Source organism: Flavobacterium sp. (genome assembly GCF_027483985.1).
Taxonomy (GTDB): Bacteria; Bacteroidota; Bacteroidia; order Flavobacteriales; family Flavobacteriaceae; genus Flavobacterium.
This window is the reverse complement of record NZ_JAIXTJ010000001.1, coordinates 1-18,376: the sequence shown is the minus strand read 5'-3', so window position 1 is coordinate 18,376 and position 18,376 is coordinate 1. Positions and strand designations below refer to the sequence as shown.

Annotated in this window: 17 protein-coding genes; 7 read left to right on the top strand and 10 right to left on the bottom strand. The window is 31.5% G+C overall.

Annotation, left to right across the window (positions count from 1 at the left end):
* Window positions 1–120 (top strand): hypothetical protein (locus Q0050_RS00085; protein WP_298391459.1); only part of this gene is annotated, 120 nt, incomplete at its 5' end.
* 67 nt (window positions 121–187) lie between these two features.
* Here the strand turns inward: Q0050_RS00085 and Q0050_RS00080 are convergent.
* Window positions 188–1,111 carry a 1-phosphofructokinase family hexose kinase gene (locus Q0050_RS00080; protein ID WP_298391457.1) on the bottom strand — a complete coding sequence of 308 codons (924 nt, stop codon included), beginning with the start codon at window positions 1,109–1,111 and terminating at the stop codon, window positions 188–190.
* A gap of 242 nt (window positions 1,112–1,353) precedes the next feature.
* On the opposite strand from Q0050_RS00080, the gene thiL reads away from it, so the two are divergent.
* Window positions 1,354–2,400 (top strand): thiamine-phosphate kinase, encoded by a 1,047-nt coding sequence (gene thiL / locus Q0050_RS00075; protein ID WP_298391455.1) that lies wholly within the window; start codon window positions 1,354–1,356, stop codon window positions 2,398–2,400.
* 40 nt (window positions 2,401–2,440) lie between these two features.
* On the opposite strand, the gene Q0050_RS00070 is transcribed toward thiL, so the two are convergent.
* The 4 genes from Q0050_RS00070 to Q0050_RS00055 form a co-directional block, all read right to left on the bottom strand.
* The gene (locus tag Q0050_RS00070) at window positions 2,441–3,109 is read right to left on the bottom strand and encodes a response regulator transcription factor (protein WP_298391453.1); all 669 of its coding nucleotides are present in this window, start codon (window positions 3,107–3,109) and stop codon (window positions 2,441–2,443) included.
* Between the two features lie 2 nt (window positions 3,110–3,111).
* Window positions 3,112–5,157 (bottom strand): tetratricopeptide repeat-containing sensor histidine kinase, encoded by a 2,046-nt coding sequence (locus Q0050_RS00065; protein WP_298391451.1) that lies wholly within the window; start codon window positions 5,155–5,157, stop codon window positions 3,112–3,114.
* A 76-nt stretch (window positions 5,158–5,233) separates the two neighbouring features.
* Window positions 5,234–5,500 (bottom strand): hypothetical protein, encoded by a 267-nt coding sequence (locus tag Q0050_RS00060; RefSeq protein ID WP_298391449.1) that lies wholly within the window; start codon window positions 5,498–5,500, stop codon window positions 5,234–5,236.
* Between the two features lie 380 nt (window positions 5,501–5,880).
* Window positions 5,881–6,894 (bottom strand): LytTR family DNA-binding domain-containing protein, encoded by a 1,014-nt coding sequence (locus Q0050_RS00055; RefSeq protein ID WP_298391447.1) that lies wholly within the window; start codon window positions 6,892–6,894, stop codon window positions 5,881–5,883.
* Window positions 6,895–7,673: 779 nt separating this feature from the next.
* On the opposite strand from Q0050_RS00055, the gene Q0050_RS00050 reads away from it, so the two are divergent.
* The 3 genes from Q0050_RS00050 to Q0050_RS00040 are packed head-to-tail and all read left to right on the top strand — an operon-like array spanning window position 7,674 to window position 9,173.
* Window positions 7,674–7,991: a helix-turn-helix transcriptional regulator gene (locus Q0050_RS00050; RefSeq protein WP_298391445.1), complete on the top strand. Its 318-nt coding sequence runs from the start codon at window positions 7,674–7,676 to the stop codon at window positions 7,989–7,991.
* A 58-nt stretch (window positions 7,992–8,049) separates the two neighbouring features.
* Window positions 8,050–8,607, top strand: coding sequence for a DUF3575 domain-containing protein (locus Q0050_RS00045; RefSeq protein ID WP_298391443.1), 558 nt, complete (start codon window positions 8,050–8,052; stop codon window positions 8,605–8,607).
* A 17-nt stretch (window positions 8,608–8,624) separates the two neighbouring features.
* Window positions 8,625–9,173 (top strand): DUF3575 domain-containing protein, encoded by a 549-nt coding sequence (locus Q0050_RS00040; protein ID WP_298391441.1) that lies wholly within the window; start codon window positions 8,625–8,627, stop codon window positions 9,171–9,173.
* Between the two features lie 67 nt (window positions 9,174–9,240).
* Here the strand turns inward: Q0050_RS00040 and Q0050_RS00035 are convergent, their stop codons facing one another.
* Window positions 9,241–10,785, bottom strand: a complete 1,545-nt coding sequence (locus tag Q0050_RS00035) for a glycine--tRNA ligase (RefSeq protein WP_298391439.1) — start codon at window positions 10,783–10,785, stop codon at window positions 9,241–9,243.
* 96 nt (window positions 10,786–10,881) lie between these two features.
* On the opposite strand from Q0050_RS00035, the gene Q0050_RS00030 reads away from it, so the two are divergent.
* A complete protein-coding gene (locus tag Q0050_RS00030) occupies window positions 10,882–11,562 on the top strand; it encodes a ComF family protein (RefSeq protein WP_298391437.1) in 681 nt (226 codons plus the stop codon).
* 82 nt (window positions 11,563–11,644) lie between these two features.
* The gene (locus tag Q0050_RS00025; RefSeq protein ID WP_298391435.1) at window positions 11,645–13,246 is read left to right on the top strand and encodes an Ig-like domain-containing protein; all 1,602 of its coding nucleotides are present in this window, start codon (window positions 11,645–11,647) and stop codon (window positions 13,244–13,246) included.
* A 16-nt stretch (window positions 13,247–13,262) separates the two neighbouring features.
* Here Q0050_RS00025 and Q0050_RS00020 read toward each other — a convergent pair whose 3' ends face one another.
* The 4 genes from Q0050_RS00020 to Q0050_RS00005 all read right to left on the bottom strand — a co-directional run bounded on the left by Q0050_RS00020 (window position 13,263) and on the right by Q0050_RS00005 (window position 18,344).
* Window positions 13,263–14,030: a nitrilase family protein gene (locus Q0050_RS00020; protein ID WP_298391433.1), complete on the bottom strand. Its 768-nt coding sequence runs from the start codon at window positions 14,028–14,030 to the stop codon at window positions 13,263–13,265.
* A 45-nt stretch (window positions 14,031–14,075) separates the two neighbouring features.
* Complete coding sequence (locus tag Q0050_RS00015; protein WP_298391431.1) at window positions 14,076–16,919, bottom strand: GH92 family glycosyl hydrolase; 2,844 nt, start codon at window positions 16,917–16,919, stop codon at window positions 14,076–14,078.
* Between the two features lie 83 nt (window positions 16,920–17,002).
* Window positions 17,003–17,575: a hypothetical protein gene (locus tag Q0050_RS00010; protein ID WP_298391430.1), complete on the bottom strand. Its 573-nt coding sequence runs from the start codon at window positions 17,573–17,575 to the stop codon at window positions 17,003–17,005.
* Window positions 17,576–17,582: 7 nt separating this feature from the next.
* Window positions 17,583–18,344, bottom strand: coding sequence for a succinate dehydrogenase/fumarate reductase iron-sulfur subunit (locus tag Q0050_RS00005; RefSeq protein ID WP_298391428.1), 762 nt, complete (start codon window positions 18,342–18,344; stop codon window positions 17,583–17,585).
* Window positions 18,345–18,376: the final 32 nt, after the last annotated feature.

Here is an 18,376-nt window from a genome sequence, read left to right as displayed (position 1 = left end):
ATTTCTCGTAAAAGAAAACTTCTTGAAAAACAGAAAAAAGGTAAAAAACGTATGCGTCAAGTAGGAAATGTTGAAATTCCGCAAGAAGCGTTTATGGCTGTTTTGAAGTTGAATGATTAATTAGAGAATAGAAAAAAGATATAAGAAGAAAGACTGAACCCGATGACGAAAGTTGTTGGGTTTTTTGTTAGATTTCTTTTAGTAATCGCATTACATCTTCTGCTTTAAAAAGTTGTGTTCCTTCGTTCATAGTGGCTGCTGTTCCACAACAAACACCTATTTGAATTACTTCTTTTAGGGATTTATTTTGTGATAATGCCCAAACCATTCCGCCAACCATACTGTCGCCAGCGCCAACGGTGCTTTTCTTTTCTACTTTTGGTGCTTTTACTAAATGTGTTTCATCTTTTGTGACCAAAATTGCACCGTCAGCTCCAAGTGAAACTACCACAATTTCGGCACTTTTATTTTCGATGAGTTCTTTTGCTGCTTTTTCTACATCTGATAATTCTAGTCGGTCAACACCAATAAGTTTTGCTAATTCGCCAATATTGGGCTTGATTAAATAAACGCCAGTTTCTAATGCTTTTTGCAAGGCTTCACCTGAAGTATCAACGATAACTTTTATGCTTGATTCTTTGGCGTTTTCTGCTATTTTTTGATAGAAATTCGTTGATAAACCTTCATTTAAGCTTCCGCTGATTACTAGATAATCGGTTTTTAATTCTTTTATGGTTTTCAAAATTTCAATTTTTTCCTTTTCTGAAAATTCATTTCCTGGAAAACCGAATCTATATTGTGCTTTGCTTGTATTTTCGAATGCTATGAAATTTTCTCTGGTCCAATTTTTTGTTTTGATAACACAACTTTCTAGATTTTCATTTGCGACTAATTCTTCCAACATTTCACCAGATGAACCACCAGACGTAAAAACACAAGTAGAAGTTCCGCCTAATTTAGCAATCGCTTTCGATACATTTATTCCGCCACCGCCAGCATCATATCGTGGCTTTTCGCAACGAATTTTCTGTTCGGCAACCAATCCTGTGAAATGAGTTGATTTGTCCAATGACGGATTTATTGTTAAGGTTGTAATTTTTAGATTTTCCATTTTAAATTATAATTGAACATAAAGATAAAATTTTCTTTTTTAAACCATCAAGAAATTAAGATTATACTTTTGAATGTGGTTTTATTATGTGATTTCTCCCAAAAGGTCGAAATGACAAAGTTGCACAATACCTTGTACTTCTGTGTCTTTATAGCAAAAAAATAATTTTATTTTCTTTTTAGATAAAATCAAAAATCAAAAATCGTTAATCAGCAATCGTTAATCTTTCTTACCTTTGCAAAATGATAGAAGATAAAAATCCGCAACGAACCTCACTTTCGCAATTGGGCGAATTTGGATTGATAGACCATTTGACAAAAAATTTTGATGTAAAAAATACCTCAACTATAAAAAGTATTGGTGACGATGCTGCTGTTTTAGATTTTAAAGATAAAAAAATAGTCGTTTCAACTGATTTATTGATTGAAGGCGTACATTTTGATTTATCATATATGCCATTGCGCCATTTGGGTTACAAAGCTGTTGTGGTTAATGTTTCAGATATTTGTGCGATGAATGCTAAAGCAACTCAAATAACCGTTTCGGTTGCAGTTTCTAATCGTTTTCCGTTGGAAGCTTTGGAAGAATTATTTGACGGAATTGCATTAGCTTCTAAATTTTACAATGTTGATGTTATTGGTGGCGACACAACTTCTTCTCAAAAAGGTTTAATTATTTCAATCACAGCAATTGGTGAGGCAAACGAAGATGAAATTGTATACAGAAGTGGTGCAAAAGAAGGCGATTTATTAGTAGTTTCTGGCGATTTAGGTTCGGCCTATATGGGATTACAAGTTTTGGAACGTGAAAAGCAAGTGTTTCAAGTAAATCCAAACAATCAACCTGACTTAGATGCTTATACTTATTTAATAGAAAGACAATTACGCCCAGAAGCACGACACGATATAAAAGAATTATTATCGAAATTGGAAGTAAAACCAACTTCAATGATTGATATTTCGGATGGATTATCGTCTGAGATTATTCATATCTGCAAGCAATCAAAAGTAGGTTGTAATTTATACGAAGAAAAAATTCCGGTTGATCCGCAGTTTATCAATGTTTGTGAGGAATTCAATATCGATTCCACTACAGTTGCTATAAATGGTGGTGAAGATTATGAATTACTTTTTACCATTGCAATTAACGATTTTGACAAAATAAAAGCCAATCCAAATTTCACGGTAATCGGACATATGGTTGGTGAAAGCGAAGGAACGCATTTGATAACTAGAGCCAACACTAAAATTCCTTTAAAAGCTCGTGGTTGGAATGCTTTAGAAGAATAGAACATAAAAAAAAGCGATATGTAAATGTATCGCTTTTTTTTTATAATAACATACCTCGGTCTTTGGCAACTTCTGCTAATTCTCGATCTTCACAACCTTCTATTCCTAATAACTCTTTCATATGTTCTTTTCTAGTTTTTACTGAACTTGAAGAAATAGAAATGTAAAGAGGAATATCGTCGTAGTTAATTCCTTTATTAAGGTAAAGTAATATTTGTCTGTCAATGACGTCAACATATACTTTCTCTTTTTGTTGGTTATTTAAAAACTTGATTACTGAATCGCTATAATATTTATCTCCTTTAAGTACTGTTTGTAGTGCTAAAATCATACTATCAAACCCTAAATCATTCTTGATTATTAATCCAAGCGGATCAATTTCATCAATAATTGATTGCACTTTTAAACTTTCTGAATGCATTGTTAGCAACACAATTTTACATTCAGGAATTTCTCTCATTAATAACTTTGCGATGTCTTCTCCTGTATTTATACCTTTCTCTTCGTAGGTAGGCATACTCACATCAAGAAAAGCTATATCATATTTAACCTTTGCATTTATTACCGCTTCGTAGCCAGATTTGCAATCAATTGCTTCATAAAAGGTGAATTCTATATTCTTATCAGGAAACAATTTGATCACATTTTTATATCCTTGAATAATAAAAGGATGATCGTCTACTATTAATACATTAATGTTTTGGGGCATTTTTATACTTTTAATGTTTTACTTTCTAATGGAACTACCACTAAAACTTGCGTTCCTTTTTTCAACTCTGATTTGATTTCGATAGTTCCTTCACTTTCGTGTGTTCTATCGACCATATTTTTTATTCCTATTCCGTTACTTTTCTTCTTTAAATCATAGCCATCGCCATCGTCCACAATATTAAGAATTAAATTTCCTTTTTTATCTTTTTTGAACTCAATTTTTATAGAATTTGCATTGGCATACTTATTTATGTTTTGTAAACTCTCTTGAAGAATGCGATACAGGTTTATTTTAGTGGTATTAGAAAGCAAATCCCAATCAATATTTTCACCAATAATTGTAGTTAATTTCGCTGAATTAACTTTAGATTGTTCTTCAAGCAAACCGTTTACAATGGTAACAAAGTTATTAATTAGTACGAATTTCTCTCTACTCAACTCGTGAGAAATTTCGCGAAGATCTTGTTCGATAACTTTTAATTCTTCTAAACATCTTAATCGTTCTTCAATGGCTTGATCATCATTTCTCTTATTTAAACCATCGAGATTGAGTCGCAATCCAAACATTCTACCTAGAACACCATCGTGAAGTTCTTTGGCAATTCTGTTTTTTTCATATATTTTGCCTTCATCTAATTTATGCTGTTGCGATATAATAAGTTTGTATAGTTCTTCATTAGCACGTTGTTGTGCTTGAGTAAGCACCAATTCTCTTCGACGTGCTCTTTGCGCTCTCATAAAAAACAATAGCCCAAGGAAAGCCATTGTACCCATAAAATAATTTAAAATATCTCTGTTTTGCTCAACAAGATCATTTTTTTGCTTAATGATTTCATCAGTTTCAAGTTGCAAACGAGCGAAACGGTCTTTGGAGTTTCTTTCTTCAATTTGAAGACTATCACTTATTCTGATATATTTTTGAGAATATTCAAATGAATTCTTTTTATCAATTACTGCACCTTGCTTTAAAGAAGTAGCGATATAAGTTGGTATTTTGGATTTATAAGCAAGATCTAAACTCTTTTTAAAGTATTTATTTGCATTAGCAGTATCATTTATTTTAAAATAATACTCTGAAATATGATTGTAAGTTGGTACTTTCGAAAATTCATTTTCAATTTGATCTCTATATTCTAAAGATTCAAAAAAAAGATTTGGTAAATTGTTAAAATCATTGGATTTTAATTTTGTATAAGCTAGATTATCGATTATTAAAGAATAAAAATCTAAAGATTCTGCTTTATTAATATTTTCCTTTGACAAGGCTTTATTAAAATAATAAATTGCTTTAGTATACTCTTTTTTTTCACTATAAACTAGACCTATATTATTTAAGCAATTTGATTTTTCATCATCATCTACTAAATTTTGAGAAATTACCAATGATAAAGCTCTATTATAATAATCAATTGCACGATTATACTCTTTTAACTCTGTTGAAATTGAACCCAAAGTCACTAAACAAGCATACACTCTTTTATAGTCATCAGTACGTTTTAATATATTGTATGCTTTGGTAAGTGAAACATCTGCTCCAGTAAAATCGTTAATTTCCAACTCAACAACTCCTTTTTTCAAAGATACTAAAGCATAATTTTCGATATCCTTTAAATTCAAATAAAATTTTTCTGATTTCAAATAATAAAAGAATGAACTATCTGAATTTTTCTTTTTGTAAAAATAGTTACCTTTATATCTATATGCCCTAGCCATAAACAAGCTATCTTTAGACAAACGTGCACGCTTTAAAAGTAATGATGCACCCAAATTGTAGGTATTCCAATCATCAAAAATATAACAATTATTTATAACCGAATCTAAATTTTTTCTGTTAAGCAGGGAATTATCTGACTGCTCCAAAAAATTATATAATCTGAAGTTATATGCTATTTTATCTTTATCTTCTTTTTCAAATTTTATAGCTTTCTTATAAAAAGCAATACTATCTCTTATTTGAGAAACTTCATATTCTTGATTAGTACTTTTTCTACAACTTAATATTGTAAGTAGTAATAGAAAAATTAAAATAACTAGTTTCTTGTTCAATTTTTATTTGCTTTAAATACAAAAATAAAAAAAGCTATCATATAATGATAGCTTTTGTCTACAAATTTGTATTTAATTAGTTTCCTGTGTCAACATCTTTTCTTCCTCCGATTTCGAAGTTTCCTGTATCAACATCTTTTCTTCCTCCGATTTCAAAGTTTCCTGTATCAACATCTTTTCTTCCTCCGATTTCGAAGTTTCCTGTATCAACATCTTTTCTTCCTCCGATTTCGAAGTTTCCTGTATCAACATCTTTTCTTCCACCAATTTCATTTGGAGTTGTGAAAGATGTTAATACCATCATTAAAGAGAATAATCCGAAAATTGCTAATGATTTTTTCATTTTAGTAGTTTTTTATGTTTTTGTTAGACTTTAATTGTTATTCGCAAAGCCAGTCGTTGAAAACTCTTTTGGGGCCTTTTGATGTCGTAAAACTACTACAGCTATGGGTTTCGATAAATACGTTTTCAAGGGTATAATGTAGAATGACATCATTTGATAGTGAATGACGCTCAAATTTGGGTGAATGACATTTTTTAAAACCACGTAGTTTTACGTGGTTTTGAAAATGAAAAAATAATTATTAAATTATTGATTATCAATTATTTAAACTAAATTTAGCGAATCAAAATTCCTTTTAACGCAAAAAAACGTCTTTGGTCGATAAATAAAATTGGATAAGAAAAGACTAAGTACATCACTTGCTTAGCAAGCAAAATGGATTAAATCTCCAAATAATTACCTGAAGCTATAGTAGCGATAATGGTATCAATGTTTTCTTTGTAAGACTTAGAAAACGGAAGTTTAGTAGTAGTATTTTTAATGTGGCAAACTGCATTTCCGGTGTGAATTCTAGAAACATAATCAATGTTAAGAATATAACTATTATGAATTCTCACAAAAGGATAATTCAAAACGCCTTCAAAATGCTTTAGTGTTTTAAAAGCGGTGATCATTTCGCCAGTATTCAGGTGAATGTCTGTAGAATTGTTGTCTGCTTGTAGGTAGCAAATATCTTTTGCATCGATGTATCGGTAATCACCATAAGACTTCACACAAATTATTAAAGGTTTGTCTTTTCCTCCGTTAATTTCAAATGTGGTGTTATTTTCTTTTGGTTCAGTGGCTACTTCTTCGCTGATATTAATTTTATTTTCAACTAGTTCACGGTCATAACTATTTTCATCTAGTATTTCTGATTCCGCAATAAGTACGCTTTCTTCTTGGACTATGGCTGAAATTGGTTCTATTGTAGAGATTTCTGCTTCAGTTATTACAGTTTCAACTTTAGGAACATCGGCAATGAACAGCGATGGCGGAAGAACATTACCAGCTGAACTGGAAGAAGAACCTTTTATTCCTTCTTTATCTAGTCTGAAAATAGATTTACGTAATTCCTTAGCTTCTATCGGATTGATTAGGTAATCAAATACGCCATATTTGTATGACTGTAAACAATGAGTGTCATTTGTTGTAGTAACAATGATTTTAGGCATTACAGATAAATAGCGATGCAATTCATTAATAAAACCTAATGATAATTTAGAATCTGGCTCTTGTGGATCTATTTCAAGAAAAACGATGTCTGGAAGGAATTCTAAAACAACATCAATTCCATCATCATAATTGTCAGCCATAGCCAAAAAAGACATGTTTTGAAAACTTTCAGCCACAGCTTTAGTCTTCAACCTGTTTTTTGGGTTGTCATCAATTATTACGAATGTAAAATTCTTCAATTGCTTTACGTTTTGGGGTAAAGCATTAGTTTTAAGAGTTCACACAACTCTTGTTTGGTTTAAAGATAGCTTTGGGGACTATTTTTATAGTTGTAATTCACACATTTACAACGTCACTAAATTATAAGTTTTGATGAACATCTCTAAGGTAACGCGCTCTGACTTTTTAACATTATAGCCTTTTTAGTTAAAAGGTAGGAATAATCGATTAAAAGCAAAATTAATAAAGTTTTTTCGTACAAATTATGTTGTTTTTATGCCATCAAAAATAGAAACCAATAATATCTATATATAGCTATATTATAATTTAAAATATTATTATAAAATATTGTATACTAATATATTAATTACTATTTATTACTAAAATAATAAAAATTATTAGTATTTAGCTAAAAATTTAAATTGAGTAAATTGTAAGTAAAATCTCCAAAAAAAGAGGATGATGGCAAAAAAGAGAAAATAATCTAGAAAAAAATAGGTTATTAACATCTATTTTACAGAATTGACAATAAAACTAAAAGAGCATAAGATAAAAGATTCTTTAATAAACCATCCTAATAATTATTTAAACATAAGAATAACAATAAAATAGCAACGCATTTATATTAATTATTTATTGAAAAAAATAGTTGCTTAAATTAACCAAATAGTGTTAAAATCTTTTCTAAATTTGAAACCAATTAGAAAGTACAAAACCATTTCCAAAGAACACTGAGAATTATTTTCGATTTCAAATTGTAAAACTAAAAATAGTAACCTAAAATATTATATATAGCGATATGGGAATTACAAAAACATTCGGTTTTTCCTTTAAAATCAATGAAATGTCGGATATTCTGAAGGCTTTAGGAAATCCAGCTAGATTGAAGATTATACAGTTTTTAATGGATAATCCAACTTCATCCTGTGGTGATATTATTGAAGTTTTACCATTAGCGCAATCGACCGTTTCAAAACATCTTTCGGAACTTAAAAGGGTGAAACTTATAAAAGGAAAAAATAAAGGCAACAATATTTATTATTCGCTAAACCTAAAAACTTGGGAGAAAGTGAAAGCGTTTGTCTTAACAGAAATCAACTTACCTAAAGAAGATTAAATTTAATGTTAAAATAATTGGTTACTTCATTGATATCATTATTTTTGAGAAAAAAAATATGAAAAAATTATTCTTATTTACCTTTTTGCTGTGCACCTTATTTGCCAATAGCCAAGAAACTACAAAATTTGAATTTCAAAGAAACGAATTGAAAAGCAATGCGCTTTTTTTAATTTTAGGTCAGCCCGAATTTAGTTATGAACGAATTTTAAATAACGAATCTGGTATTGGAGTGTCAGTAAATTTTGCTTTAGAAAAAGACTTTGAAACCACCTTTAGTCTTACGCCATACTATCGTTTTTATTTTGGTAAAAAACCAGCCGCTGGATTCTTTGTAGAAGGGTTTGCTATGTTAAACACCTTAGATATTGATGACGATATCTATCAGACTTATGATTTTCAAACCAATACCTATACTACAGTTACCGATAAAGGTGATAGTTATACCGATTTTGCTTTAGGATTTGGCGTTGGATTTAAACTGCTTTCAAAAAGAGGATTAGTCCTTGAGGCTAACGGTGGTATTGGGAGAAATCTTTTAAATTCAGAAAAAAATGACTACTACGGACATACTTTTGTAGGACGAGGTGGAATTACTGTTGGATATAGATTTTAAAAAATAAAACTAAACTTATGAAAAAAATAATTATTGTATTTGCCTTTTCACTTCTTTGTATAAAAGGATTTGGTCAAAAAGAAAGCGAAGCTTCAGACTTCAAAAAAAACGAAATAAAAGTAAATGCTTTGTATCTAGTTTTAGGAGTATTTGATGCAACCTATGAACGTGCTATCAATGATGAATCTAGTTTTGGAACTTCCATAACTATTTTATTAGATAAAGAAGCTGATATCAACACAGCGTTTGCGATTTCCCCATATTATAGATTTTATTTTGGCAAAAAACCTGTATCAGGATTTTTTATGGAAGGGTTTGGTTTATATCAAAATGTTAGCAGATATGACAATTATTACTACGGCAATTTCACAACTGAAAAAGAAGAAAAAGTAAAAGCTTTTGCTTTAGGAATAGGTTTGGGTGGAAAATGGTACACCAAAAGAAATGTAATGTTTGAAATCAGCGCAGGTATTGGCAGAAATCTTTCTATTTCATCAAATCTAAACGATACTGATTATTCAAGGATAACTGGAAAAGGCAGTATTTCTGTTGGATATCGTTTTTAAAAAACTTTCTTAAAACAAAAATCCCATTTTGGAAATCAAAATGGGATTTTTTTGTGTTTATAAATTTCTAAACCGTTTTCATCAACCAATTTCTCATAGAAACTTCTTCGTTGATGATTCCTCTTAATTCAGAAATAGCAACTCTATCTTGTTTCATTGAATCTCTGTGACGAATGGTTACTGTTTTGTCTTCTAAGGTTTGATGATCAACTGTAATACAAAATGGTGTTCCAAGTGCATCTTGACGTCTGTATCGTCTTCCTACTGCGTCTTTTTCGTCATAAGCTACATTGAAATCCCATTTTAAATCGTCGATAATGCTTTGAGCTACTTCTGGCAAGCCATCTTTTTTAACCAAAGGCAAAACAGCAGCTTTTGTTGGCGCTAAAACACTTGGTAAAGCTAAAACTGTTCTTGTTGAACCATCTTCTAATGTTTCTTCCTTCAAAGATGTTGCAAAAACCGATAAGAACATTCTATCTAATCCAACAGAAGTTTCTACTACGTATGGAACATAATTTTTATTTTCTTCCGTATCAAAATATTGTAATTTTTTACCTGAAAATTGTTCGTGTGCTTTCAAATCAAAATCAGTTCTTGAGTGAATTCCTTCCAATTCTTTAAATCCGAATGGGAAATTAAATTCGATATCGGCAGCAGCATTGGCATAATGCGCTAATTTTTCGTGATCGTGAAAACGGTAATTTTTTTCACCCAATCCTAATGACAAATGCCATTTTAATCTAGTTTCTTTCCAGTATTCGTACCATTTCATTTCTTCCCCTGGTTTTACAAAAAATTGCATTTCCATTTGTTCAAATTCACGCATACGGAAAATAAATTGTCTTGCAACAATCTCATTTCTGAACGCTTTACCAGTTTGAGCAATTCCAAAAGGAATCTTCATTCTACCGGTTTTTTGTACGTTTAAGAAATTCACAAAAATCCCTTGTGCCGTTTCTGGACGAAGGTATAAATCCATTGCATTTTCAGCAGAAGCACCCAGTTTTGTACCGAACATTAAGTTGAATTGCTTCACATCGGTCCAATTTCTTGAACCTGTTTCTGGATCAGCAATTTCTAATTCTTCGATAAGTGCTTTTACATCTTCTAAATCGCCATTTCCTAAAGAACGTCCCATTCTTTCCAGAATTTCTCTTTCTTTAGCTAAATATTCTACAACTCTTGTGTTGGTTGTAATGAATTCTTGCTCATTAAAAGCATCACCAAAACGAACTTTGGCTTTTTCGATTTCTTTTTTGGCTTTCAGATTTAATTTTTCGGCATAATCCTCAATTAAAACGTCGGCACGGTATCTTTTTTTAGAATCTTTGTTATCAATTAATGGATCGTTGAAGGCGTCAACGTGACCTGATGCTTTCCAAGTTGTTGGATGCATTAAAATTGCGGCGTCAAGACCAACAATATTTTCGTGCATTTGCACCATTGCTTTCCACCAATATTCACGGATGTTTTTCTTTAATTCAACACCATTTTGTGCATAGTCATAAACCGCACTTAAACCATCGTAAATTTCGCTTGACGGAAAAATAAATCCGTATTCTTTTGCGTGCGAAACTACATTTTTAAATAAATCTTCTTGTTTTGCCATAATGATGCAAAAATATAAAAGTGAATTTAAAATTTAATATAAATTGCCAACGAATCGTTGATTTTTATATTTTTATAAAATTATAAGGCTAATTTGATGATTAAAAGTATTATAAACCTCTTTTTTCCGAAAGCTTGCGCAGGATGCAATTCCTTTTTGCTTGAAAGCGAACTAGTAATTTGTACGACTTGTAGACACGAAATTCCGATTACGAACCAACATTTGAATCAGAATAACGAAGCATTCCTTAAATTTTATGGACGAATTCCGATAGAATTTGCTTCAAGCTTACTTTATTTTCACAAAAAAGGAATGGTTCAAGAAATGATTCACAAATTAAAATACAAAGGCCATCAAGAAATTGGTGAAGCCATTGGAACTTGGTATGCCGAAGATTTAAAAAAATGTGAACAGCTAAAGGATGTTGATTACATCATACCAATTCCGTTACATAAGAAACGATTTAAAGAACGAGGTTATAATCAAGTGACTACTTTTGGCAAAGCGCTTTCAAACCAGTTAAATATTCCATACAACGATACCATCTTGTTTAGAAAAGTATATTCTAAAACACAAACTAAGAAAACGTTTCTTGGTAGATCTGAAGCTATTGAAAACATCTTTAGAGTTGCATTTAATGAAAATCATCACAACAAACATTTTTTATTAATCGATGATGTGATCACAACTGGCTCAACACTTGAATATTGTGGTAGAGAATTACTGAAAATTCCTGGTGCTCGCATTAGCATTGTTTGTATGGCAATGACTCAGTAAGACAATTTAGTTAATTATAAATAAAAAGATTTCATTTACACTAAATATAATTGTTATTTTGCGGTAAGAAATTAATGAATTGATGCAAAAAAGTTTTATCAAATACGGTTTACTTCTACTAGTTTTTATCGCTATTGGATGTGCAAAAAGAGGCACTATCACTGGAGGTTTAAAAGATACCATTGCGCCAAAAATGGTGGGCAGTTTTCCTAAAAACTTTTCGACAAATTTCACCGGAAAAGAAATCAAAATCAATTTTGATGAATACATAAAATTAAAAAACATCAACAAACAATTGATTATTTCGCCGCCTTTAAAGCGCCAACCCGAAATTTTACCGTACAACGCAAGTAAATTTATTACGATAAGAATTAAAGATACGTTACTTCCGAATACTACTTACAGTTTTAATTTCGGAAAAAGTATTGAAGATAACAACGAAGGAAATCCTTATCAACAATTCAAATATGTTTTTTCAACCGGAAGCTATATTGATTCTTTAAATTTAAGCACAAAAGTAAAAGATGCTATTGAAAATAAGGTAGACAACTATGTATCCTTGATGCTTTATGATGCTAATGATAAATACAATGATTCTGTTATTTATAAACAACTTCCACGATATGTAACCAATACCTTAGACAGTTTGCAGATAGTAAAATTTGAAAACCTAAAAGAAGGCAAATACCGTTTAATTGCAATAAAAGATGCCAACGGAAATAACAAATTTGATCCAAAAACCGAAAAAATAGGTTTTAAAAAAGAGTTTATAACCATTCCAAATGATACTGTTTATCAATTAGAACTTTTTAAAGAAGAACTACCTTTTAAAGTGGTAAATCTATCGCAAGCTTCGGGTTCCAAATTCACCATTGGCTATGAAGGAAATCCAAAAGATGTTAAGATCGAAATTAAAAAGAATTCCGAAAATATTCCGTTTGTTGTAACCCAATTACCTGAAAAAGACTCTTTACAAATATGGCACAAGGCTGTAAAAGAAGATTCTATCCGAATTGATATAAGAAAAAACAACTATCTTAAAACCTATTCGATAAAAGTAAAAGATCAGAAAAAGGATACTTTAGGTTTTAGCTCTGAGCAAGTTGGATCGACCAATTTTAGAGATGCTTTCGCAATAAAATCAACTGTTCCTTTAACTAAATGGGATGCAAGTAAAATGAAGCTTATCAATAAAGATTCAGCCGAAGTAAAATTCACCAATGAATATGATGAATTCAAACAAGAATTGAAATTTGTTTTTAACAAAGAACCTCTTGAAAAATACAGTTTAAAAGTTTTACCTGGCGGATTAACCGATTATTTTGATCGGAAAAATGATAGTTTGTCTTTTGATTTTTCTACCAGCGATATTTCTGATTATGGAAATCTGCGGATAAATCTCGAAAATGTAAAACGTTTTCCGATTATTGTAGAATTAACTAACAAAGACGGAAAAGTATTAGCAAGTCTATATTCTGAAAAAGAAACTTTGTTAAATTTTGATTTAATTGATCCTGCGAAATATACAGTTCGTATAATTTATGACGACAATAAGGACAAACGCTGGACACCAGGAAATTTCTTGGAACAACGCCAAAGTGAGGAAGTAATTTACCTTCCGAAGGAAATTGATATTCGTGCCAACTGGGATTGGGAAGAGAAGTTTGATTTAAAAACTAAGTAGCAATTCTACTTTACACTTAACTCAAAAGTTCAAAGTTGTCTTTGTCTGCTAGAAAATTTAGTTTTTTTCTAGTTTCCAACAATATATTTTTATCAAATTCTACCACAAAAACACCTTCAATTTCCTGTGGTTCTTGAATACAATTTCCAAGAAAATCAACCGCTTGCGAATGTCCAACATAGTCGTGATTATTGGCATCTATCCCTACTCGATTTACGCCAATTACATAACTCATGTTTTCTACAGCGCGCGCTTTTAGCAAAATATCCCAAGCATTGATTCGTGGTTTTGGCCAATTGGCAACATAAATCAGCACATCATAATCTTCAACATTTCTAGCAAAAACTGGAAAACGTAAATCGTAACAAATAAGCGGACAAATTTTAAATCCATTATATTCGATAATTAATTTTTCTTTTCCTGATGTGTAGACTTTGTCTTCTCCTGCTAATGTAAAAAGGTGTCGTTTATCATAAGTTTGAATTTCACCTGATGGAAAGACAAAAACCAATCGATTGAAATAGTGGCCATTTTCTTCGATTACTAAACTTCCTGTAATGGCGCAATTTTTATTTGAGGCGATTTCTTTTAGCCACGAAACGGCATCACCGTCCATAGTTTGCGCAACATTTTCGGGATTCATTGTAAAACCTGATGTGAACATTTCGGGTAAAACAATTAAATCTACATATTGCGAAATAGCATTTATCTTTTCTTGAAGTAAAGCTTTGTTTTCATTGGGATTTTCCCAAGATAAATCAGTTTGTATTAAGGCTATTTTCATATTCTATTCACTAATCACTAATCACTAATCACTAATCACTAATCACTAATTAATTGTTATTTCGTCTACAAAAATATAAGCTTCTCCTTTATCAAAATAACCAATATGCCATTCAGGAAGTTTTCCGAAATTATAAGCTTTTACTTTTATGTATCTTGCATTAATAGGTTTTGATGCTATAAAATTAAAATCTTTGATTGTGTTTTCGTCTTTTTTTGGATCAACATCATTTTCGACTGAAGTAATTAATTTAAAATTGACATTGTCGGTAGAACTATAATATTCAACTTTGGTTGGCATTAAAATCCAAGAACGTTGGTCTTGTAGAAAGGTTGCACTAAAATTGGATACTTCTTTTGCAGTTTGCAAATCAACAACGGCTTCAAAATCTTGACTTTGATAACCTTGCCAATCACCTTTTCTCCAGTTGGTCGAACCATTAATTCCATCAATCAAACCTTCTTTTCCACCAGCATGGTATTGTGGATTGTAAGTAGATTTTATGTCGATGGTGTAATTGTTTGGTTTTTTGAAGAAGGTTGCGGAAATGGTTTGACTTTGTCCTTTGTCATTTTTAATATATGCTTGTATTATTGAAGAAGCTTCAATATTAAATGGTTTTATATAGGGAACATATGTCATTTTAATCGTTGAATAATCAACATCTTTTTCAAAAATAATATAGTAAATATTATCTTCTGGATTTTGTGACAGAATCTCAATTTTCATTTTATCTTTAAATGATTTACTTTCTGCTTGAATTACTGGAACTGTTATGTAATTTTCGGAATAAAAACCATCAAGAGAATAAACAGATCCTATATTCAAAGCATAAAATCCAAAATAATTATTTTTATTTAACCATTCTTTTGTTTCAATGTATTGAGAAGTACCATTTTCAAAATTTACCTTGATTTTATGAAAATTTGGTTTTGTTTCAATCCATTCAGGTTTTCCAGGCGTTACCGAATAAATTCCCATTGAACTCAACACATACCAAGCGCTCATTTGTCCGCAGTCTTCGTTTCCTATTAATCCGTCTGGTGTGTTTTTGTAGAAATTATTTAAAATATAATGTACTTTTTCGGTAGTTTTTTCTGGTTTTCCAATGTAGTTATACAAATAGGCCATATGATGACTTGGTTCGTTTCCGTGAGCATATTGCCCAATTAATCCTGTTACATCAGCTTGTTCTCTTCCTGTAGTTTTACTTTCGGAGTTGAACATTTCGTCGAGTTTGGCTTCAAATTTTTCGTCTCCGCCATAAGCAGCAATCATTCCAGGAATATCTTGTGGCACAAAAAAAGAATATTGCCAAGAATTGCCTTCGGTAAAATTATTATTGATTTCTCGTGGGTCGAAGGGTTTGTCCCAACCGCCGTTTTTCTTTGGTCGCATAAAACCGGTATTCCAATCGAAAATATTCTTCCAACTTTGAGAACGCTTCATAAAATAATAATAATCTTCTTTCTTGTTTAAAATTTGAGCCATTTGAGCGATACACCAATCATCGTAAGCATATTCTAAAGTTTTAGAAACGCTTTCGTGCTCGTCGTCCATCGAAATAAAACCTTGTTTTTTATAAGCATCCAAACCTAAATGATCTAACATAGCCGAGTGTTTAGCTGCTGTAAAAGCTTTTTCGTAGTCAAAACCTTCTATTCCTTTGGCCATTGCATCAGCCATAACCGAAACCGAATGATAACCAATCATACAATCAGTTTCATTGGACGCTAATTCCCAAACTGGTAATCTTCCGCCTTGTTCGTACTGTTTTAGAAACGTATTTATGAAATCGGCGGTACGTTTCTTTTCGATTAATGTATACAATGGATGTGCACCGCGAAAAGTATCCCAAAGTGAGAATACCGAGTAATAATCGAAACCTTCTCCATTGTGAACTTTGTTGTCTCTACCACGGTATTTTCCATCTAAATCCTGCGCGATATTTGGTTGAACCATTGTGTGATATAAAGCCGTATAGAAAATCGCTAATTTATCTTTATCTGTTTCAGTAATTTCTATTTTAGCTAATTGCTTGTCCCAAAGTTGTTCGGCTTCTTTTTTAACTTTATTAAAATCCCAACCCTTAATTTCGGAACTATTTAATTTTGCACCTTCATAACTAGTTGGCGAAAGCGATACTTTCACCAATATTTTTTCGCCTTTCTTAACTTTTTTGGAAAAACTTAAAGCAACTTGAGTTCCTGAAATAAAATTTTTATTATCAAAATCATCAATAATTTGATCTGATTTAAAATTACTAACTTTCATGGGAACATTAAACTCAATTTGAGCATAAACATATTGGTCTTTTGCCCAAGCTTCACTTCTTCTTAGAATTTGTATTGTTTTGTTATCAATGATTCTTATATCGCCATATAGTAATTTATCTCTATGATTTAAATCAAGAATTATATTAGCTTGACCTGCATTGTTGAACGTATACTGATGAAACCCAACGCGAGTTGAAGCTGTTAAACTAACATCAATATTGTGCTTATCTAACTTTACAGAGTAAAATCCGGCAGTAGCTTTTTCGTTTGAATGAGAGAATTTTGAACCGTATTCATTTGGTATAAAACTTGGCTGACCCATTGTTGGCATTAACATTATGTCGCCATAATCTGTACAACCAGTTCCGTTTAAATGTGTGTGTGAAAATCCATAAATTATAGAATCGTCGTAGTGATAACCAGAACATCCATCCCAACTTCCATCTATGCGTGTATCGGGCGAAAGTTGTACCATACCAAAAGGTACAGTCGCACCAGGATAAGTGTGACCATGTCCACCGGTTCCAATCATTGGATTAACATATTTGTGAGCATCTTGCCCGAAGGAAACGGTAAAATATAAGAGAATAAAAAGAAAAAGTACTTTTTTCATATCGGTTTAGTTTGATACCCAAATATAAAAAAACGCATTCAAATTAATGAATGCGTTCTATAATAATTTTAAGAAGTATATAATTAAGGTAAAACATAATCAAAAGTACCATTAACATTGTGTGTGATTGCTGCAGTAGAACCATTTGTTGTGGTAAATGTAAAAGTTCCAACTATCTTTTTAGTGGTTGCATTGTAGCTTGTAATTTTAATATTACCAGTATTTGTTACCACTGTTTGAGCTGGAGCAACTCCTGTGATGTCTAAATCAGCATAATATTCGTTTGGTTGAATTGCACTTGCAAAGTTATGCGTACCTACAGCAACATTACTTTTAGGAATGGCCAATTTGATTTCATATTTTTTTGTATCAATTTTACCACTTATTGTACTACCTTGTTTTGCGGCACCAGTGTCCTTATTTCCTTTTATCAAAAAATAAGCATTTCCATAAAGACCACCTGAAGCATCTGCTATATTAGAATTATTTAATGTTGTAAAAACATACGATGTGCCGTCAACGGTTGCTTTAAAAGGATCAACAACTGTATTTCCACCACCGCCGCCATTTCCGCCAGTTCCTGTACCGTCAGTACTTCCATCAGAGGAACAACTTAGAAAGAATAATGTTAAAAACAATCCTAGTAACTTCTTCATAATTGAATTATTTTATACTTGCTTTTAAATATTCTCTGTTCATACGAGCAATATTTTCAAGAGAAATACCTTTTGGACATTCCACTTCACAAGCTCCAGTATTGGTACAATTTCCGAAACCTTCTTCGTCCATTTGGCGCACCATATTTAGAACACGATTTGTAGCTTCTACTTTTCCTTGCGGTAATAAGGCATATTGCGATACTTTGGCTCCAACAAATAGCATTGCCGAACCATTTTTACAAGTTGCCACACATGCGCCACAACCAATACAAGCTGCTGCCATAAAAGCTTTATCAGCATCTTCTTTAGGAATTGGAGTTGCATTAGCATCAATTGTATTTCCTGAGGTATTTACAGATACGAAACCACCAGCTTGTTGAATTCTATCAAAGGCGCTTCTATCAACAACTAAATCTTTAACTACCGGAAATGCTTTACTTCTCCATGGTTCAACAAAAATTGTATCGCCATCATTAAACATTCTCATGTGCAATTGACAAGTTGTAATTCCAGTATCTGGACCGTGTGCACGACCGTTGATGTAAAGAGAGCACATTCCGCAAATTCCTTCACGACAATCGTGGTCAAATGCAATTGGCTCAATTTTATCATTAATAAGTTGCTCATTCAATTGATCAAGCATCTCTAGAAACGAACTTGCTGTAGAAACATCATTCAGTTTGTATGTTTCTAAATTCCCTTTAGCTTTGGAGTTTTTCTGACGCCAAATTTTTAGGGTAATATTTATATTTTTTGCTGCGCTCATAACTCTATTATTTGTAATTTCTTGCGGCTATT